This window comes from Ruegeria sp. SAZD011, assembly GCF_059612545.1.
In genome coordinates, this window is sequence record NZ_JBXWQU010000020.1 from 78,226 (window position 1) to 95,831 (window position 17,606).

Here is a 17,606-nt window from a genome sequence, read left to right on the forward strand (position 1 = left end):
GGGGTCAATCGGCCTGCTGCATCTGTTCCGCCATCTTGCGGGCGCGCGGGCATTGCAGCCGCTCGCGCAGCGGGCTGTCGGGATCGATCTCCTTGGAACAGACGACGCAACGATCCGCGCCCGAGATCGCGTTCAGCCCGCCACAGCTGCCCTTGATCCGCTTGCCCATCAGCATCACGCCCAGAGACATTCCCAGCACGACGATCATCAGCAGAAAGAAGGCCAGCAGGAAGGTCGTCATGGCGAAACCCTTTCGCGGTGTCAGTCGGTGTCGTTCAGCAGATCGGCAAATGCGCTGCTCTGCGCCGTCATATAAGCCTCGGCGACGCCCTGCGCATCCCTTTCGATGAAGAACACGGCAAGTTTATGCGCCTCTGCGACCTTCAGCCCCTGGTCCAGCCCAAGAACCAGCATCGCGGTGGCCCAGGCATCGGCCATCATGGCGCTGTCGGCAATCACGGTGACCGAGGTGGTGCGATGGGTGACAGGGCGCCCGGTGACCGGATCGAGGATGTGGGAATAGCGTTGACCCTCATGCTCGAAATAGTTGCGATAATCGCCCGAGGTGGCCATGCCGTAATCACTGACAGGCACCACCAGTTGCACGCTCTGCGCGCCATGGTCGGGCCGCTCGATGCCGATGCGCCAGGCCTCGCCCTTGTCGTTCTTGCCGCGTGTCACCAGATCGCCGCCGATCTCGACCATGTAGTCGTCGATCTCGAACCCGCGCAGCGTCTTGGCCACCGCGTCGACACCGTATCCCTTGGCGATTGCGCTCAGATTGATACCTGTCTCGGGCCGCGCCTTGGCCAGGGTGCCGGCGGCCGTATCCAGCGTCAGCAGCCTTGCCTGACCAACGCCCTCAAGCGCAGCGGAAATCTCGGCATCCGAGGGGATCGGATCCTCGGGCTTGCGCGGGCCAAAGCCCCATAGCTCGATCAGCGGGCCCAGCGTGATGTCGAACTTGCCCCCCGATTTTGCATGAACCTCGTTTGCGGCCCCGATCACTGTGACGAATTCCGGCGAGACCTGCATCGGCGCCGTGTCCGCGCGGGCCGAAAAGGTCGAAACTTCGGATTTCGGATCCCAGTTCGACATCTTGGCATTGACGTCGGCCAATGTCGCATCGACCGCGGCCCCCAGCGCTTCGGGGTCGAGGTCTTCGCCGATGGCCGTGATATGATAGGTCGTTCCCATCGTGTCGCCAGAGAGTTTCACCACCTCCGGCTCGGCATCGAAAAGACAGCCGGACAGCATGAGGGCAACGGGCAGTGCAAGCCAACGGGACATGGGCCAACCTCGGATATTTCGCTGCTGCGGCATAGGCCAGCGGCGCGGTGGAGTCAAACCTGCTCAGCCCTCGAGCGGCAGGAAGGCCAGCGTCAGAAGGCCGATTGCCGCCGGCACCCCATAGGCCCAGAGATGCCAGCGTGGTGCCGGTGGCTCGGCCTTCCAGCTTTTGCGGTAGCCATGGCCACAGACGACGACCATGAAAAAGATCAGCGCCGCGCTGGCCGGGGTCAGGTACAGGGTGTCGAACATGGGCTGGCTGCGGTTTTGTCCTGGCTGCGGCCGATTGGCCCTTTGCGGATCGGGATGCCGGGGTAAGATGGGCTGACCCGCAACAAGAAAGCAGGAGACCCAGCCCATGGCCCCATCCTCATATCAGGCCCCAACCCGTGGCGACAAGGCCGACAAGACGACCTATAGCCAGTCGGCCAGTTCGAACCTGGCGCAGTCACAATCGACCGTTGCCGATCTGCTTGGCGGCAAGGGCGACGCGGTGTTCTCGGTCCGGCCGGGCGACACGATCGGGCAGGTCGTCAACGTGTTGAAGGACAAGCGGATCGGGGCGGTGCTGGTGACCGACCAGAACGGCGCCCTGGTGGGTATCCTGTCCGAACGCGATATCGTGCGCCGCATGGCGGACACGCCCGGCCAGACGCTGCCGCAACAGGTCGAGGGCTTGATGACCCGCGAAGTCCAGACCTGTGAGCCGGACGAAACGCTGAACGCGGTGCTGAAACGGATGACCGAAGGCCGGTTCCGTCACCTGCCGGTGCTGCGCGACGGCAAGCTCTGCGGCATGGTGACCATCGGCGACGTGGTGAATTTCCGCCTGCGCGAGCTTGAATACGAGGCGTTGAAGATGAAGCAGATGATCGTCGGCTAGGGTCGGACCCCGAAACCAGATCTGAAGTCGAAGGCGGCTTTTGCGAAGCGCGTCATCCTTGCTGGTCACGGCGAAAACCGGGATAGGGGAAAAGGCGCCGATGTTCTAGAAATTGCGAGCGCAAGTTCTCGATTTGGTTCGCGCAGCAAAGTATTTGACCTACGATGAGTGTCTTCGAGCGGTATCTCTCTCTTTGGATCGCGCTGGCGATGGCCGCCGGGATCCTGCTGGGCAGCGCGGTTCCCGGTCTGGTAGAGGCGGTTGCCGCCGCCGAAATTGCCAACGTCAACCTGGTGGTTGCGGTTCTGATCTGGGCGATGGTCTACCCGATGATGGTGGGGGTCGATCCCGGCAGCCTCAAAGGCGCGGCAAAACAGCCAAAGGGTTTGGCAATCACGTTGGCGGTGAACTGGCTGATCAAGCCGTTCACGATGGCTGCGCTTGGCGTTGTGTTCTTTGACTATGTCTTTGCCGATCTCATCGCACCCGAAGATGCACAACAATACATTGCTGGGCTCATCCTGCTTGGGGCTGCGCCCTGTACGGCAATGGTGTTCGTCTGGTCCCAGCTTACACGTGGTGACGAGAGCTATACGCTGTTGCAGGTTTCGGTAAACGATGTGGTCATGGTCTTCGCCTTTGCACCCATCGTTGCCTTTCTCTTGGGCGTCACGGATATCGCCGTGCCATGGGAGACGCTGTTTCTCTCGGTCGTGCTGTTTGTTGCGCTGCCGCTGGCGGCAGGTATCTGGACGCGTCGGCGGCTTGGCAGTGCAGAGCGCATCGACCGGTTCCGAGACAGCGTCAAGCCATGGTCGATCCTGGGCCTGATCGCGACGGTTGTCATCCTGTTCGGCCTTCAGGGGCAGGTGATCCTTGACCGGCCTCAGGTTATCGCGCTGATCGCAGTGCCGATCCTGATCCAGTCCTATGGTATCTTCGCGATGGCATATGCATCGGCCTGGGCGCTGCGGGTTCCGCACCGGATCGCAGCCCCCTGTGCATTGATCGGCACCTCGAATTTCTTCGAGCTTGCGGTGGCGGTAGCGATAAGCCTTTTCGGCCTGAATTCTGGCGCCGCGCTGGCCACGGTGGTCGGAGTTCTGGTCGAGGTGCCGGTGATGCTGTCGCTGGTGGCCTTTGCCAACCGGACACGTACCTCGTTCGGTTGACATCGGCCTGAACCGGGTCAGCCCGGTAGCGGTGTGTCCCGTCTTTAGAAACCGTTCGCGGAACCGGACGCATCTCTGCCGTATGAGTGTGTTGTGCCGAGCCTGATGCTCTTGACCGGCGGAGCCTGGAAAACCGTTGTTTCGAAAGAACTGATCCCGAGGCGATGTGCCCGGAACGAACCATGGGCAGCCCCGGCATGAAAAAACCGGCGCATTGCTGCGCCGGTTCCCAATTTATCCCCCGAAATCGTCGAGCATGATATCTTCGCGATCCACGCCCAGATCCAGCAGCATGTTGATCACCGACTGGTTCATGATCGGTGGTCCGCACATGTAGAACTCGCAATCCTCGGGCGCGGGGTGGTTCTTGAGATATTCCTCGAACAGCACGTTGTGGATGAAGCCGGTATACCCTTTCCAGTCGTCCTCGGGCTGCGCGTCCGACAGGGCCACATGCCATTCGAAATTCGGGTTCTCGGCGGCCAGCATGTCGAAATCTTCGACAAAGAACATCTCTTTCTTGGACCGTGCGCCATACCAGAACGAGATCTTGCGCTTGGATTTCAACCGCTTCAGCTGGTCGAAGATATGGCTGCGCATCGGCGCCATGCCGGCGCCGCCGCCGATGAACACCATTTCCTTGTCGGTATCGCGGGCAAAGAACTCGCCGAAGGGGCCCGAGATGGTGACCTCATCCCCCGGTTTCAGGTTGAAGATGTAGGACGACATCTTGCCCGCCGGAATGTCGCTGCTGCCCGGTGGGGGCGAGGCAACCCGGACGTTGAGCATGATGATGCCCTTCTCTTCGGGGTAGTTGGCCATCGAATAGGCGCGCTCGACCGGCTCGTCCACGACGGATTTGTACTGCCACAGATTGAAGCGGTCCCAGTCCTCGCGATACTCGTCCTGAACATCGAAATCGGTATAGGACAGCTGGTGCGCGGGCGCCTCGATCTGGATATAGCCGCCGGCACGGAAATTGACGTTCTCGCCCTCGGGCAGTTCCAGCACCAGCGCCTTGATAAAGGTGGCGACGTTGTCGTTCGACCGCACCTTGCAGCGCCATTTCTTGACGCCGAACACCTCTTCCGGCACCTCGATATCCATGTCCTGCTTGACCGCGACCTGACAGGACAGGCGGTCGCCACAGGCGGCCTCGCGCTTGGTGATATGGCTTTCCTCGGTCGGCAGGATCGAGCCGCCGCCCGAATGCACCTTGACCCGGCATTGCGCGCAGGTGCCGCCGCCGCCACAGGCGGAGGGCACGAACAGTTTCTCCGCCGCCAGCGTCTGCAACAGCTTGCCACCGGCGGGGACCGAGATGGTCTTTTCCCCGTTGATGGTGATGTTCACATTGCCGGTCGAGACCAGCCGCGAGCGGGCCATCAGGATCACGCCAACCAGCGCGATCACGATCAGGGTAAAGAGGACGACGCCCAGCGAAAAGGTTTCCATCTGTCCGCCTCCTTACAGTTTGACGCCCGAGAAGGACATGAAGGCCATCGCCATCAGCCCCGCGGTGATGAAGGTGATGCCCAGACCCTGAAGCCCGTCCGGCACGTCGGAATATTTCAGCTTCTCGCGCACGCCCGCCATCGCGGTGATCGCCAGCGCCCAGCCAAAGCCCGAGGACAGGCCATAGGTCGTTGCCTCGGCAAAGTTGTAATCACGCTCCACCATGAACAGCGAGCCGCCCAGGATGGCGCAGTTCACCGTGATCAGCGGCAGGAAGATGCCAAGCGCGTTGTAGAGCGGCGGGAAGTACTTATCGAGGATCATCTCGAGGATCTGCACCATCGCCGCGATCACCCCGATATACGAGATCAGACCGAGAAAGGTCAGGTCCACATCCGGAAAGCCCGCCCAGGCCAGCGCGCCGGGTTTCAAGAGCGTATTCAGCAGCAGGTTGTTGGCCGGCACTGTGATCGCCTGCACCACCATGACCGAGATACCCAGGCCCAGTGCGGTCGAGATCTTCTTGGACACCGCGATGAAGGTACACATGCCGAGAAAGAAGCTGAGCGCCAGGTTCTCGACGAATACGGCCTTGACCGCGAGGGAAATCAGCCCTTCCATCAATGCGCCTCCACCGACTGGATCTTGAATTCACGTTCCTCGACCTGCTTGGGTTTCCAGGTGCGGAAGGCCCAGATCAACAGGCCGATCACGAAAAACGCCGAGGGCGGCAGCAGCAACAGCCCGTTGGGCACATACCAGCCGCCATTGTTGACGGTTTGCAGGATAGTCACCCCGAACAGGCTGCCCGAGCCGAACAGCTCGCGGATCACGCCCACCAGCATCAGGATCAGGCCATATCCCAGCCCGTTGCCCACCCCGTCGATGAACGAGGCGACCGGCGGGTTTTTCATCGCAAACGCCTCGGCCCGGCCCATCACGATGCAGTTGGTGATGATCAGGCCCACAAAGACCGACAGGGTTTTCGAGATTTCAAAGGCATAGGCCTTGAGGATCTGGTCGACCAGGATCACCAGGCTGGCGATGATCACCATCTGCACGATGATCCGGATCGAGCTGGGGATCTGGTTGCGCAGGATCGAGATGAAGAAGGAGGAAAACGCGGTCACAAAGGTCACCGCCAGCGCCATGACAAAGGCCACTTGCAGCGACGAGGTGACCGCCAGCGCCGAGCAGATGCCCAGCACCTGAAGCGTGATCGGGTTGTTGTCGACCAGCGGATCGACCAGCAGTTCTTTCTTGGTCTGGCTCATCAGATCTCTCCCGCTTTCAGGGCCTCGAGGAAGGGCGCATAGCCTTGCTCGCCCATCCAGAACCGCACCAGGTTGTCCACCCCGACCGAGGTCAGCGTGGCGCCGGCCAGCGCGTCGACATAGAAATCGGCACCGGCGGCGGGCTGCGATTTGGCGACGGTGATTTGCAGTTCACCCGCATCGTCGCGCAGCTTCTTGCCGTTCCACATCGCCTTCCAGCGCGGGTTGTCTACCTCGGCGCCCAGGCCCGGCGTTTCGCCATGCTGATAGAATTGCAGGCCAAAGATGTCGTTGCCGTTCTCTTCGACCGCGATGAAACCATAAAGCGTCGACCACAGGCCATAGCCGTGGATCGGCAGGATCACCTTGTCGATACCGCCTGCCTCGTCCCGCAGCAGATAGACGGTGCGGTAAAGCGCCTGACGGCCGATCCCGGCGGGATCTTCGGTCAATGCACGGCTCAGCGCGGCATCGTTGGCGGCGGCCTTGTCATCGAACGTGGCCGCATCGAACTGGTCGGTAAACTGGCCGGTGGCCAGTTCCAGCACCTGAGGTTCGAACGCCTTGAAGGCCTCGGCCACGTTCTGGCCCGGCTCGAACAGCCCCGCGACCTGCAGAATGTTCATCTGCTTGTCCTTGAGCTTGTTGACCTCTTGCACCGGGCGCAGGGCGACGGCGGCCGAGGACACGATCATCGAGGCGACAAGACAGACGGCGACGGCAACAAAGATGGTCTTACCCACCGAATCCGGCGGCGCGGCGAGGAAACGGGCGATCACGCCCTTGCTCTCGGTCTCAGACATGGTGGCGCGCCCTCCGTTTGATATTGGCCTGCACGACGAAATAGTCGATCAGCGGCGCAAAGACGTTGCCGAACAGGATGGCCAGCATCATCCCCTCGGGGAAGGCCGGGTTGATCACCCGGATCAGCACCACCATCACCCCGATCAGCGCCCCATAGATGTAGCGGCCGGTATTGGTGTGGCTGGCCGAAACCGGCTCGGTCACCATGAAGGCCAGGCCAAAGGCATAGCCGCCCAGCACTAGGTGCCAGTACCAGGGCATGGCGAACATCGGGTTGCTGTCGGAGCCAATGACATTGAGCAGCAGCGAAAAGCCGATCATGCCCGCCATGCAGCCCACGATCAGGCGCCAGTTGGCGATCTTGGTCATCAGCAGGAAGGCAAGCCCGATCAGGCAGGCGAGCGTCGAGGTCTCGCCAAAGCTGCCCTGAATGGTGCCATAGAACGCATCCATCCAGGTGATGCCATTGGCAGCCAGCTGCTGATAGCCATCCGCCGCCGACACCGCCAGCGCGGTGGCGCCGGAAAACCCGTCGACCGGGGTCCAGACGCTGTCGCCCGACATGTTGGCGGGATAGGCGAAATACAGGAACGCACGCCCGACCAGCGCGGGGTTGAGAAAGTTCTTGCCGGTGCCGCCAAACACTTCCTTGCCGATCACCACCCCGAACGAGATGCCAAGCGCCACCTGCCACAGGGGCGCGCTGGCCGGCATGATCAGGGTGTAGAGCATCGAGGTGACCAGAAAGCCCTCGTTCACCTCATGCCCGCGCACGGTGGCGAAAACCACCTCCCAGATACCGCCGACGATCAGCGTGGTCAGGTAGATCGGCAGGAAATACAGAAACCCGTGCGCCACGTTGGCCAGCGGGTTGGCCGCATCCAGCGAGATGCCAAGCGCCTGGAGGATGGCGATGCGCCAGCCGGTGGCCGCATCGGTGCCCAGCATGGCGATGGCCGAATTGGCCTGATAGCCGGTGTTCCACATCCCCCACAGGATACAGGGGATGGTGGCGATCACGACATAGGTCATGATCCGCTTCATATCGACATAAGACCGGGCATGCGGTGCGGCCGTGGTCACCGTTTTGGGCGTGTAGATAAAGCTTTCGACCATCTCGTAGATGGGGAACAGCTTTTCGTACTTGCCACCCTTGGTGAAATTCGGCTCGATCCGGTCAAAGAAGTTGCGCAACCCCATGGGCTCAGCCCTCCTTTTCGATCTTGGAGAGGCTGTCGCGCAGCGCCAGCCCGTATTCGTATTTCGCCGGACAGGCAAAGCCGACAAGGCCCAGATCCTCTTCGTCCAGCTCCAGCGCGCCCAGTGCCTGCGCGGTGTCGGTATCCATCACCAGAAGCGCGCGCAAGAGCTGAGTGGGCAAGTAATCCTGCGGCATCAGTTCTTCGAACGTGCCGGTGGGCACCATGGCGCGACGGCCCCCGTTCAGGTTCGAGGTCAAAGCATAGAGCTTGCGCGAAAAGGCCGAACCCAGCACCGGCTGCACCGCGAATTTCGACGGCATCGGCAGGATCCAACCCATCGTATGCTGCTTGCGGTCTTCCTCGATCAGGGTCACCTGCCGGGCGAACCGACCTAGATAGCCAAACGGCCCCTCGGCCTGCCGTCCGCTCAGGATCGAGCCCGAGATGACACGCACCGGCGCGTCAAGCGAGATCTCGGCGGTGGTCAGATCGCCGGTCGAGGCGCCCATGATGGTACGGATCAGGCGCGGCTCGCGCGCGGCGGGGCCGGAAAGAGCGATCACGATTGACGGGTCGAGATGGCCGGTTTCCATCAACCGACCAATGGCGATCACGTCCTGATAGCCGATGGTCCAGACAGATTTTTCCGAAGAGAGCGGCGCCAGGAAATGGATATGGGTGCCCGCCAGGCCCGCCGGGTGCGGCCCGTCAAAGGTGGCCACCGATACGCCCGCCACATCGCCGCCCGGGATCGCATCACCCGGCTTGTGACACAGCCAGGTCGGCCCGTCGCTCAGCAGCGCGACCGCTGCCAGACCGCTGGCAAAGGCGCTGCCCGCGTCGGCGATGATGGTGGCGGCATCCGCGGCCAGCGGTTCACTGTCCATCGCGGTGACAAAGATCGCGTCGGGCGTATCGCCCGGCACCGGCATCTTGGAATAGGGCCGGGTGCGGAACGCGGTCCAGAGACCCGCGGCACAGAGCTTCTCGATCAGCCCTTCACGCGTCTTGCCATTGCCGGTGGTGGCGAAATCGAGGCCGGGATCGGCGGCATCGGTCACCTCGATCACAACGCTTTGCAGAACCCGGCGGGCGCCCCGGTTGATCGCGGCGACACGGCCCGTCACCGGTGACACCATCATCGCCTCGGGCGCGTCCTTGTGACAAAAGAGCGGCGTGCCCCGGCGCACTTCGTCGCCTTCCTGAACCAGCATCCGGGGTTTCAGCCCCAGATAATCGGCACCCAGCACGGCCACCGAGCCGATTGTCGGGCCGGGATGAATGGTCTGAACCGGTGCGCCTTTCACCGGCAGGTCCAATCCCTTTTTCAATCTGAAATTCTGCATATGATCGCTACGTCTTCTCGTGTCCGAATCCCGTCGCGGGCCCTACCTATTTCATGGGACGGCCCGGGCAAATACCCGGAAACCCTGAGAGCTTCGCATGATGCCGAGGCATCTGATTTGAATAATGTCCCGCTTGGCGCGCAGCTTTACGGGAGGGGGGCGGCGAAATCAAACACACTTGGCAGATTTGTGTCGGATTTTCCCGGTTGTTTGGTCGCTAACAGGCATTTTTCCAATCCAGATTTGCAAATTTGCCGAAACAGGTCGGGCGAAAATGCCGCAGCGCAGCAGTGTCACGCCTGCCGCCGGGTTGACTCGCACTGTTATTTTCATTAACATGTGAATAATAAGCTCACCGCAGGAGACATTCCCGATGCCCGACCTCAGCGCACGGCTGGCCGATCTTGACCGACATCTGGAGCGATTCCGCCGCGACGGGGTGATGAACCGGATCGGCGGTCAGGACATGCCCGGCGGCGCGGGCCGGTTCGACAGCACGTCTCCGGTCGACAGGTCGGTGATCTGTTCGGTGGCGCGGGCCGATGCCGCCGATGTGGATACGGCAGCACGGGCCGCGCATGCGGCCTATCCCGCCTGGCGCGACATGCCCGCGACCGAGCGGCGCGCGATCCTGATCCGCATCGCCGAAGGGATCGAGGCGCGGGCCGAGGAAATCGCGCTGTGTGAATGCTGGGACACCGGGCAGGCCTGGCGCTTCATGTCCAAGGCGGCGCTGCGCGGGGCCGAGAATTTCCGCTATTTCGCCGATCAGGTGGTGCAGGCGCGCGATGGCCAGCACCTGAAATCGCCGACGCTGATGAACATCACCACCCGCGTGCCGATAGGCCCGGTGGGGGTGATCACGCCGTGGAACACGCCGTTCATGCTGTCCACGTGGAAGATTGCCCCTGCGCTGGCCGCCGGTTGCACGGTGGTGCACAAGCCCGCCGAACTCAGCCCGCTGAGCGCGCGGCTGCTGATCGAGATCGCCGAGGAGGCGGGCCTGCCCCCCGGTGTGCTGAACCTGGTCAACGGGTTTGGCGAGGATGCGGGCAAGGCGTTGACCGAACATCCGCTGATCAAGGCCGTGGCCTTTGTCGGCGAAAGCCGCACCGGCAGCATGATCGTGAAACAGGGGGCCGACACGCTGAAGCGTGTGCACCTGGAACTGGGCGGCAAGAACCCGGTGATCGTTTTCGACGATGCCGATATCGAGCGCGCATTGGATGCGGTGATCTTCATGATCTACTCGATCAACGGCGAGCGCTGCACGTCGTCGTCGCGCCTGTTGGTGCAGGACACGATCCGCGAAGAGTTCGAGGCGCGGCTGGTCGAGCGGGTGAACAACATCAAGGTGGGCCATCCGCTGGACCCGGCGACCGAGATCGGGCCGCTGATCGGCGAGGAGCATTTTGCCAAGGTCACCAGTTATTTCGACATTGCGCGCCAGGACGGCGCCACCGTTGCGGCGGGTGGCGAGGTGGTCGGTGATCAAGGCTATTTCGTGCGCCCCACCCTGTTCACCGGCGCGCATAACGACATGCGCATCGCGCGCGAAGAGATATTCGGCCCGGTGCTGACCTCGATCCCGTTCTCGACGGAAGAAGAGGCGCTTAAGATTGCCAATGACACGCCCTATGGGCTGACCGGCTATCTCTGGACCAATGACCTGACCCGCGCGCTGCGCTTTACCGACAAGCTCGAGGCGGGGATGATCTGGGTGAACTCCGAGAATGTGCGCCATCTGCCCACCCCCTTTGGCGGGGTCAAGGCCAGCGGTATCGGCCGCGACGGCGGCGACTGGTCATTTGAATTCTACATGGAGCAGAAGCACATCGGCTTTGCCACCGGCCAGCACAAGATCCAGCGCCTCGGCGCCTGAACCACTCACCGGGAAACGCGCGACCATCCCGTGACGGAGGAGAGAAATGGGAGAGATCGTCCTTGCCGCCAAATGCACCCATGTGCCGACAATGCTGATGTCGGAGCAGGAGGGGCCAGTGAAGGGCAAGCGGCAGGCGGCCATCGACGGGCATCTGGAAATCGCCCGCCGCGCCCGCGCGCTCGGCGCCGATACCGTGGTGATCTGCGACACCCATTGGGTGATCAATGCAGGGTTCCACATCAACGCAAACAGCCGGTTTCAGGGTCTGTTCACCTCGAACGAGTTTCCTCAGTTCATCCAGAACATGCCCTATGACTACGAGGGCAATCCGGGCCTGGGCGATGCCATCGCCAAAGAGGCCAGCGCGCGCGGTGCCTATACGCTGGCCCATCACCTGGACAGTCTGGAACTGGAATACGGCACGCTGGTGCCGATGCGGTTCCTGAGCCGGGAACACCGGATGAAGGTGGTGTCGGTCGCGGCCTGGTGCACCGTGCATGACCATGACGAAAGCCGCATCGTGGGCGAGGCGATCCGCGCCGCGGTAGAGGCCAGCGATAGCAAGGTTTTGCTGGTGGCCTCCGGCTCGCTGTCGCACAAGATCTGGCCCAATAAGGATTATGCCGCCAACAATGGCACCTTTACCATCAGTTCCGAGTTCAACCGGCAGATGGACCTGCATGTGCTCGAGATGTGGAAACGCGGCGATCATGCCACGTTCCTCAAGATGCTGGGCGATTATGCGCGCTTTTGCTGCGGCGAGGGGTCTATGCACGATACCGCGATGCTCTACGGTGCGCTTGGCTGGGACAGTTATGACAAGCCGTGTGAGGTGGTGACCGAGTACTTCCCCTCCTCCGGCACCGGGCAGACCAACGTGATTTTCCCGGTTTGATCTCCGGGCCAGACGAGAGGAACAGCATGAAGTTCGCCACCATTGCCGCCGACGGGCAGGAGCTTTACGGCATCATCCGTGACGACGGGTTCGTGGCGCTGTCGCCCGATTTCCCGCACTGGCCCGACCTGCGCGCGGTGATCGCGGCGGGGGGGCTGCACGATCTCGCCAAGGCGGCGATGGGTCGGGCGGTGACGCATACCGATTTCACCTATCTGCCGCCCATCCCCAACCCCGGCAAGATCATCTGTGTCGGCGTCAATTTTCCCGACCGCAATGCGGAATACAAGGATGGCAGCGCCGCGCCGAAATACATGTCGCTGTTCCCCCGCTTTGCCTCGAGCTTTGTCGGACATGGCCAGCCGCTGATCCGCCCGCCCGAAAACCACACGCTGGATTACGAGGGTGAGATGGCGGTGGTCATCGGCAAGGGGGGGCGGCGCATCCAGGCCGAGGATGCCTATGACCATATCGCGGGGCTGAGCGTCTGCAACGAGGGCACCATTCGCGACTGGGTGCGGCATGCCAAGTTCAACGTGACACAAGGCAAGAACTGGGACCGGTCGGGCGCGATCGGGCCGTGGATCGTGCCCTTCACCCATCCCGCCCAGATCGACGCGGCGCGGATCACCACCCGCGTCAATGGCGAGGTGCGGCAGGACGATGCGCTGGCCAACATGATCTTTTCCGTGCGCGAAGAGATCGCCTATATCTCGACCTTTACCACGTTGAACCCCGGCGACATCATCGTCACCGGCACCCCCACCGGCGCGGGCGCGCGGTTCGACCCGCCGCGCTACCTGAAACCCGGCGACATGGTCGAGGTCGAGGTGACAGGCGTCGGCACGCTGGTCAACGGGGTGGAGGACGAGGCATGACGCCCGAACAGCACGCCGATGCCGCCGCGCGGCTGATCGAGGCCGAGGAAACCGGCCGCCAGATCGGGCTGTTGTCGCTGGCCTATCCGGGCATGGACATGGACGATGCCTATGCCATCCAACAGGCACTGGCGGCGCATAAGCAGACCGCCGGGCGCCACGTGATCGGGTGGAAGATCGGGCTGACCTCGAAAGCGATGCAATATGCGCTCAACATCGACATTCCCGACAGCGGTATCCTGTTCGACGACATGGCCTTTGACGATGGCGCCACGGTGCCCAAGGGGCGGTTCATCCAGCCCCGTGTCGAGGCCGAGATCGCCTTTGTGATGAAGGCCCCTTTGGGCGGGGCAGATGTGACACGCGACGATGTGCTGGCCGCCACCGACTATGTCGCCCCGTCGCTGGAAATCCTCGACACCCGCATCCTGCGGGTCGATCCCGAAACAGGGCGGGCGCGCAATGTCTGCGACACGATCAGCGACAATGCCGCCAATGCGGGCGTGGTGCTGGGCAAGCAGCGCCATGCGCCCGATGCCTTTGACCTGCGTTGGGTCGGGGCGCTGACCTTTCGCAATGGCGAGATCGAGGAAACCGGGCTGGGTGCCGGTGTGCTGAACGATCCGGTCGAAAGCGTGGTCTGGCTCGCCCGCCGCATGGCGCAATACGGGCAAAGCATTGAACCGGGCCATATCGTGCTGTCGGGCAGTTTCATTCGCCCGGTCGAATGCCCGCCCGGCACCCGGATCGAGGCGGATTTCGGCCCCTTTGGCGCGGTCTCGGTCAATTTCGCCTGACGAGCACCTGCCGCCACGTCAGGCGCGAAAGAAGTTGAAAATTTTTCGGAAAAAGTTTCCGCTTTCTGACGAGAGGAGAGCGGAGCCATGGCTTCATCTGAAACCGACACCCCGATGCATACCCGCGCGACGCCGAAACAGGCCCGCGCACGCCAGCGGGTTGCCGATATCCTGGACGCCGCCGCCGCGCTGTTGGCCGAGCGGCCGCCGGGCGATCTGAACACCTCGCTGATTGCCGAGCGGGCGGGCGTGCCGGTCAGCTCGATCTATCGCTACTTTCCCACCCTGCGCGATCTGCTGGACGAACTGTCGGCCCGCGCCGCGGGCGACCTGCGCCAACATTTCATGGAGACGATTGCCGCCACCGAAGATGAACCCGATCTGGTGCTGCGCATCCGCCGCACGCTGGAGGGGATCCGCGTGTTCATGGCCGAACATCCCTATTACCGGGGCCTCCTGCTGTTGCTGGCCTCGCTGCGCGGGGTGCAGAGCGTCGAGGATGACGACAATGCGGAACTGGTGGGCTTTCTGACCGACCGCTGGGCACGCGGGCTCGACGGGTTTACCGGCGGCGACCCGCAGGTGGTGGCGACCACCGCCGTGCAGATCGCCCTGACGTTGGAGGACCGGATGGCACGACAGGCCACCCCCGCGCTGGAGGCACAGTATCACGACGAGATGGTCCGCGCGCTGGATGCCTATCTGTCGCTCTACCTGCGGCGCTCTCCTGCGGAGGAGACCTGATGCGCGCGTTGATCCTCTTGGTCTCGGCACTGGTTCTGGCGGCGCTCTGGTGGTGGCTTTCCGGTGACGGGGCACCTCCGGAACCGGAGGCGAGCGATATAGCCCGGGCCGAGACCCTGCGCCCGACCGACCCGGAACTGGCAGCGATCTATGAGCGGTCCTGCATGGCCTGTCACGCATTGGTCGAAGCGCAGGCGCCTTTGACAGGCTTTGCCCCTGCCTGGGCGGCGCGGGAAAAAGAGCGCGGGGATCATGGCCTGTTGCTATCGGCGCGCAACGGGTTCGGCAACATGCCTGCGATGGGCCTCTGCCTCGATTGTTCGGACGATCAACTGACTGCGCTGATCATCTTCATGTCCGGGGAGGGGAAGCAATGACACTGACACGGCGCAAATTGCTGGGCTATGGCGCGCTGGCTGGGCTGGCGGTACCCGTAGCGATGCAGGCCCATTGGCTGAGCCGCGATTTCACCCGGCCCGGTTACAGCCCCGAGATCCCCCCTGCCCCACCGGGCCGCCAGATCTGGCGCAACTGGTCGGGATATCAGGTGGCCACACCGGAGCAGATTTACTCTGCCGCCTCGGAAGAGGAACTGGCCACCCGCATCGCCGCATGGCCGGGTCGCATTCGCCCGGTGGGATCGGGCCATTCCTTTTCGGCGCTGGTACCTTGCGAGGATATGATCCTCGATACCGGGCGGCTGTCGGGCCTGATCTCGGTCGATGCGGCGGCGGGGATGGCGACCTTTGGCGCCGGGACCCGGCTGCGGCAGGCGGCAATGCTGGCCGCTGAACACGGTCTGGGCTTTGCCAACCTGCCCGATATCGACGTGCAGACCCTGGCCGGGTCGTTCAGCACCGCCACCCATGGCACCGGGCGCGGATTGCAGGCCTTGCATGGCTGTATCACAGGGTTCCGCCTGATCACCGCCGATGGCACCATCCGCGACGTGACCCGCAACAGCGACCCGGATCTCTTCGACGCGGGCCGGGTGTCGCTGGGCACGCTGGGGGTGATCACCCGCTATACGCTGAAACTGGTTCCCAGCTATGCGCTGAACCGTAAGCTCTTCATCCTGCCCACCAATGAGGCGATCGCGCGCATGCACGATCTGGCCGCCGCGCATCGCAACTTCGAATTCTACGTGCTGCCCAATCTGGGCTATGCGGCGGTGATCACCCATGACCTGTATCAGGGAGAGATCGCCGGGCGGGTGCCCAGCGAGGACGAGGACTGGATCGCCACGCTCAAGGATCTGCGCGATATCCTGGGCTGGTGGCCCTGGCTGCGGCGCCGCGCGTTTGGCGCCTATGTAGCTCTGGAGGTGCCCGCCGACGGGGTGCTGGAGGATACGACCGACGAATACTGGAAACTCCTTTCGACCGCCCGCGCCACCCGGATGAACGAGATGGAATACCACCTGCCTGAGGACCGCGCACAAGAGGCGGTGCGCGCGGTGGTGTCGGCGCTGGAGTCGCGCAAGGAGAGCTTTTTCCCGATGGAGGTGCGGTTCACCGGACAGGACGACGCGTGGCTGTCGCCCTTCAACGACGGCACGCGGGTCTCGGTCGCGGTGCACAAGTTGGCCTCGGAACCGCTGGACATGCTGTTTGACACGATTGAACCGATCCTGCGCGCATATGGCGGGCGGCCGCATTGGGGCAAGCTGCATGCACTGACCGCCCCCGATCTGGCTGCGCTCTATCCCGATTTCGACCGGTTCGCCGCGCTGCGGGCGCGGCTTGATCCGGCGGGCAAGTTCCTTAATCCTCATACCGCCGCGCTGTTTGGGGCCGGGGATGTCTGAGGCCTATTTTCAGAAGTTGCAGGCGGCACTGGTCGCGGCGGGGCGGTACCTGCCGACGCTGGTGGTGGATAGCGAACGGCTGGCCGCCAATATGGCGGCGGTGCGCCGGATGACGGCGCCCGGTCTGGCGCTGCGCGTGGTCGAAAAATCGCTGCCCGCGCCGGACCTGCTGCGGCTGGTGATGGACGGGCTGGAGACCAGCAGGCTGATGAGCTTTCACCTGCCCTTTGTCCAGCAGACGGCGGCGGCGTTTCCAGAGGCCGATATCCTGCTCGGCAAGCCGATGCCGGTGGGTGCCGTGGCAGGCATATCGCCCGCATTGGACGCCCAAGTGCACTGGCTGATCGACAGCCCGGAACGACTGACGGAATATGCCACGCTTGCGGCACAGTCGGGCCGCCGCCTGCGCATCTGTCTGGAGGTGGATATCGGGTTGCATCGGGGCGGATTCTCGCTGGACCGTGCCGGGGAGTTCACCGCCGCCCTGACCCGCCTGCGCGACGATCCCAACCTGCACCTGACCGGGCTGATGGGGTATGAGCCGCATATCGCCCGCCTGCCCCGCCTGATCGCCAGCCCGGCGCGTGCGTTGAATGCGGCGCGGGCGGCCTATGCCCGGTTCCATGCGCTGGCGGTCCAGACGCTGGGGCCAGAGGCCGCCGCCAAGCTGATCAATAACACCGGCGGCAGCACGACCTTCATGCTTTATGACGGGACCGGACCGGAAACCGAGGTGGCGCTGGCCTCGGCCTTGGTCAAACCGACCGATTTCGACCTGCCCGCGCTGGAGGCGCTGCAACCGGCCACCTTTATCGCCACGCCGGTGCTGAAAACCGTGGAGCGGCCCGATATCCCGATGGCGCCGGGGCTGAGCCGGGTGTTGCGCCTCATGGGGCGGTCACCGCAAAAGGCCTGTTTCATCTATGGCGGCAACTGGCTGGCCGATCCCTGCCACCCGGCAGGCGCACGGCGATCACCCCTGTTCGGGCATTCCAGCAATCAGGAAATGTATGATCTGCCTGCAAGCAGCACCCTGAAACCCGGTGATTTCCTGTTTTTCCGCCCGCGCCAGAGCGAGGCGCTGTTCCTGCAATTCGGCGATATCGCCGTGTTCGACGGCACCGCGATCACCGATTGGTGGCCGGTCTGGCACGAGACACATTAGGAGACGCCG

At 63.2% G+C, this 17,606-nt stretch carries 19 protein-coding genes; 10 read left to right on the forward strand and 9 right to left on the reverse strand.

Annotated elements, in window-relative coordinates; all coding sequences use genetic code 11:
- Positions 1-4: 4 nt before the first annotated feature.
- The 3 genes from nqrM to AC2FLM_RS06735 form a co-directional block, all read right to left on the reverse strand.
- Positions 5-241: a (Na+)-NQR maturation NqrM gene (gene nqrM / locus AC2FLM_RS06725; RefSeq protein ID WP_234143715.1), complete on the reverse strand. Its 237-nt coding sequence runs from the start codon at positions 239-241 to the stop codon at positions 5-7.
- Between the two features lie 20 nt (positions 242-261).
- The gene (locus tag AC2FLM_RS06730) at positions 262-1,290 is read right to left on the reverse strand and encodes an FAD:protein FMN transferase (protein ID WP_496856715.1); all 1,029 of its coding nucleotides are present in this window, start codon (positions 1,288-1,290) and stop codon (positions 262-264) included.
- A 63-nt stretch (positions 1,291-1,353) separates the two neighbouring features.
- Positions 1,354-1,542 carry a hypothetical protein gene (locus tag AC2FLM_RS06735; RefSeq protein WP_496856717.1) on the reverse strand — a complete coding sequence of 63 codons (189 nt, stop codon included), beginning with the start codon at positions 1,540-1,542 and terminating at the stop codon, positions 1,354-1,356.
- 106 nt (positions 1,543-1,648) lie between these two features.
- Here AC2FLM_RS06735 and AC2FLM_RS06740 point away from each other — a divergent pair, with 106 nt between their 5' ends.
- Together AC2FLM_RS06740 and arsB are read left to right on the forward strand one after the other, a co-directional pair.
- Complete coding sequence (locus tag AC2FLM_RS06740) at positions 1,649-2,173, forward strand: CBS domain-containing protein (protein WP_496856719.1); 525 nt, start codon at positions 1,649-1,651, stop codon at positions 2,171-2,173.
- 164 nt (positions 2,174-2,337) lie between these two features.
- Positions 2,338-3,345: an ACR3 family arsenite efflux transporter gene (gene arsB, locus AC2FLM_RS06745; RefSeq protein WP_496856721.1), complete on the forward strand. Its 1,008-nt coding sequence runs from the start codon at positions 2,338-2,340 to the stop codon at positions 3,343-3,345.
- A gap of 234 nt (positions 3,346-3,579) precedes the next feature.
- Here the strand turns inward: arsB and nqrF are convergent, their stop codons facing one another.
- The 6 genes from nqrF to AC2FLM_RS06775 are packed head-to-tail and all read right to left on the reverse strand — an operon-like array spanning position 3,580 to position 9,426.
- Positions 3,580-4,800, reverse strand: coding sequence for an NADH:ubiquinone reductase (Na(+)-transporting) subunit F (gene nqrF, locus AC2FLM_RS06750; protein ID WP_496827015.1), 1,221 nt, complete (start codon positions 4,798-4,800; stop codon positions 3,580-3,582).
- Between the two features lie 12 nt (positions 4,801-4,812).
- The gene (gene nqrE / locus AC2FLM_RS06755) at positions 4,813-5,421 is read right to left on the reverse strand and encodes an NADH:ubiquinone reductase (Na(+)-transporting) subunit E (RefSeq protein ID WP_011241816.1); all 609 of its coding nucleotides are present in this window, start codon (positions 5,419-5,421) and stop codon (positions 4,813-4,815) included.
- On the reverse strand, positions 5,421-6,074 hold the full coding sequence (locus tag AC2FLM_RS06760) for an NADH:ubiquinone reductase (Na(+)-transporting) subunit D (protein WP_234140225.1): 654 nt from the start codon (positions 6,072-6,074) through the stop codon (positions 5,421-5,423). The genes nqrE and AC2FLM_RS06760 overlap by 1 nt, the downstream gene beginning before the upstream one ends.
- Positions 6,074-6,877 (reverse strand): Na(+)-translocating NADH-quinone reductase subunit C, encoded by an 804-nt coding sequence (locus AC2FLM_RS06765; protein ID WP_496856723.1) that lies wholly within the window; start codon positions 6,875-6,877, stop codon positions 6,074-6,076. Before AC2FLM_RS06765 ends, AC2FLM_RS06760 begins: the two co-directional genes overlap by 1 nt.
- A complete protein-coding gene (locus AC2FLM_RS06770; protein WP_234140227.1) occupies positions 6,870-8,078 on the reverse strand; it encodes an NADH:ubiquinone reductase (Na(+)-transporting) subunit B in 1,209 nt (402 codons plus the stop codon). Before AC2FLM_RS06770 ends, AC2FLM_RS06765 begins: the two co-directional genes overlap by 8 nt.
- A gap of 4 nt (positions 8,079-8,082) precedes the next feature.
- The gene (locus tag AC2FLM_RS06775; protein WP_496856725.1) at positions 8,083-9,426 is read right to left on the reverse strand and encodes a Na(+)-translocating NADH-quinone reductase subunit A; all 1,344 of its coding nucleotides are present in this window, start codon (positions 9,424-9,426) and stop codon (positions 8,083-8,085) included.
- 373 nt (positions 9,427-9,799) lie between these two features.
- On the opposite strand from AC2FLM_RS06775, the gene hpaE reads away from it, so the two are divergent.
- The 8 genes from hpaE (at position 9,800) to AC2FLM_RS06815 (ending at position 17,597) form a co-directional block, all read left to right on the forward strand.
- Positions 9,800-11,308 (forward strand): 5-carboxymethyl-2-hydroxymuconate semialdehyde dehydrogenase, encoded by a 1,509-nt coding sequence (hpaE, locus tag AC2FLM_RS06780; protein WP_496856727.1) that lies wholly within the window; start codon positions 9,800-9,802, stop codon positions 11,306-11,308.
- 46 nt (positions 11,309-11,354) lie between these two features.
- Positions 11,355-12,206, forward strand: a complete 852-nt coding sequence (gene hpaD / locus AC2FLM_RS06785) for a 3,4-dihydroxyphenylacetate 2,3-dioxygenase (RefSeq protein ID WP_496856729.1) — start codon at positions 11,355-11,357, stop codon at positions 12,204-12,206.
- Positions 12,207-12,232: 26 nt separating this feature from the next.
- Positions 12,233-13,084 (forward strand): fumarylacetoacetate hydrolase family protein, encoded by an 852-nt coding sequence (locus AC2FLM_RS06790; protein WP_496856731.1) that lies wholly within the window; start codon positions 12,233-12,235, stop codon positions 13,082-13,084.
- The gene (gene hpaH, locus AC2FLM_RS06795; RefSeq protein WP_496856733.1) at positions 13,081-13,881 is read left to right on the forward strand and encodes a 2-oxo-hept-4-ene-1,7-dioate hydratase; all 801 of its coding nucleotides are present in this window, start codon (positions 13,081-13,083) and stop codon (positions 13,879-13,881) included. The genes AC2FLM_RS06790 and hpaH overlap by 4 nt, the downstream gene beginning before the upstream one ends.
- Before the next feature lie 87 nt (positions 13,882-13,968).
- A complete protein-coding gene (locus AC2FLM_RS06800) occupies positions 13,969-14,625 on the forward strand; it encodes a TetR/AcrR family transcriptional regulator (protein ID WP_496856734.1) in 657 nt (218 codons plus the stop codon).
- A complete protein-coding gene (locus tag AC2FLM_RS06805) occupies positions 14,625-15,002 on the forward strand; it encodes a c-type cytochrome (RefSeq protein WP_496856736.1) in 378 nt (125 codons plus the stop codon). The genes AC2FLM_RS06800 and AC2FLM_RS06805 overlap by 1 nt, the downstream gene beginning before the upstream one ends.
- Positions 14,999-16,432 (forward strand): D-arabinono-1,4-lactone oxidase, encoded by a 1,434-nt coding sequence (locus AC2FLM_RS06810; RefSeq protein ID WP_496856737.1) that lies wholly within the window; start codon positions 14,999-15,001, stop codon positions 16,430-16,432. The genes AC2FLM_RS06805 and AC2FLM_RS06810 overlap by 4 nt, the downstream gene beginning before the upstream one ends.
- On the forward strand, positions 16,425-17,597 hold the full coding sequence (locus AC2FLM_RS06815) for a DSD1 family PLP-dependent enzyme (RefSeq protein WP_496856739.1): 1,173 nt from the start codon (positions 16,425-16,427) through the stop codon (positions 17,595-17,597). The genes AC2FLM_RS06810 and AC2FLM_RS06815 overlap by 8 nt, the downstream gene beginning before the upstream one ends.
- The last annotated feature ends 9 nt before the right edge of the window (positions 17,598-17,606 follow it).

What these genes read in the sequence shown, in the direction of transcription:
- nqrM (WP_234143715.1), bottom strand. Translation starts at nt 241, where the DNA reads ATGACGACCTTCCTGCTGGCCTTCTTTCTGCTGATGATCGTCGTGCTG.
- AC2FLM_RS06730 (WP_496856715.1), bottom strand. Translation starts at nt 1,290, where the DNA reads ATGTCCCGTTGGCTTGCACTGCCCGTTGCCCTCATGCTGTCCGGCTGT.
- AC2FLM_RS06735 (WP_496856717.1), bottom strand. Translation starts at nt 1,542, where the DNA reads ATGTTCGACACCCTGTACCTGACCCCGGCCAGCGCGGCGCTGATCTTT.
- AC2FLM_RS06740 (WP_496856719.1), top strand. Translation starts at nt 1,649, where the DNA reads ATGGCCCCATCCTCATATCAGGCCCCAACCCGTGGCGACAAGGCCGAC.
- arsB (WP_496856721.1), top strand. Translation starts at nt 2,338, where the DNA reads ATGAGTGTCTTCGAGCGGTATCTCTCTCTTTGGATCGCGCTGGCGATG.
- nqrF (WP_496827015.1), bottom strand. Translation starts at nt 4,800, where the DNA reads ATGGAAACCTTTTCGCTGGGCGTCGTCCTCTTTACCCTGATCGTGATC.
- nqrE (WP_011241816.1), bottom strand. Translation starts at nt 5,421, where the DNA reads ATGGAAGGGCTGATTTCCCTCGCGGTCAAGGCCGTATTCGTCGAGAAC.
- AC2FLM_RS06760 (WP_234140225.1), bottom strand. Translation starts at nt 6,074, where the DNA reads ATGAGCCAGACCAAGAAAGAACTGCTGGTCGATCCGCTGGTCGACAAC.
- AC2FLM_RS06765 (WP_496856723.1), bottom strand. Translation starts at nt 6,877, where the DNA reads ATGTCTGAGACCGAGAGCAAGGGCGTGATCGCCCGTTTCCTCGCCGCG.
- AC2FLM_RS06770 (WP_234140227.1), bottom strand. Translation starts at nt 8,078, where the DNA reads ATGGGGTTGCGCAACTTCTTTGACCGGATCGAGCCGAATTTCACCAAG.
- AC2FLM_RS06775 (WP_496856725.1), bottom strand. Translation starts at nt 9,426, where the DNA reads ATGCAGAATTTCAGATTGAAAAAGGGATTGGACCTGCCGGTGAAAGGC.
- hpaE (WP_496856727.1), top strand. Translation starts at nt 9,800, where the DNA reads ATGCCCGACCTCAGCGCACGGCTGGCCGATCTTGACCGACATCTGGAG.
- hpaD (WP_496856729.1), top strand. Translation starts at nt 11,355, where the DNA reads ATGGGAGAGATCGTCCTTGCCGCCAAATGCACCCATGTGCCGACAATG.
- AC2FLM_RS06790 (WP_496856731.1), top strand. Translation starts at nt 12,233, where the DNA reads ATGAAGTTCGCCACCATTGCCGCCGACGGGCAGGAGCTTTACGGCATC.
- hpaH (WP_496856733.1), top strand. Translation starts at nt 13,081, where the DNA reads ATGACGCCCGAACAGCACGCCGATGCCGCCGCGCGGCTGATCGAGGCC.
- AC2FLM_RS06800 (WP_496856734.1), top strand. Translation starts at nt 13,969, where the DNA reads ATGGCTTCATCTGAAACCGACACCCCGATGCATACCCGCGCGACGCCG.
- AC2FLM_RS06805 (WP_496856736.1), top strand. Translation starts at nt 14,625, where the DNA reads ATGCGCGCGTTGATCCTCTTGGTCTCGGCACTGGTTCTGGCGGCGCTC.
- AC2FLM_RS06810 (WP_496856737.1), top strand. Translation starts at nt 14,999, where the DNA reads ATGACACTGACACGGCGCAAATTGCTGGGCTATGGCGCGCTGGCTGGG.
- AC2FLM_RS06815 (WP_496856739.1), top strand. Translation starts at nt 16,425, where the DNA reads ATGTCTGAGGCCTATTTTCAGAAGTTGCAGGCGGCACTGGTCGCGGCG.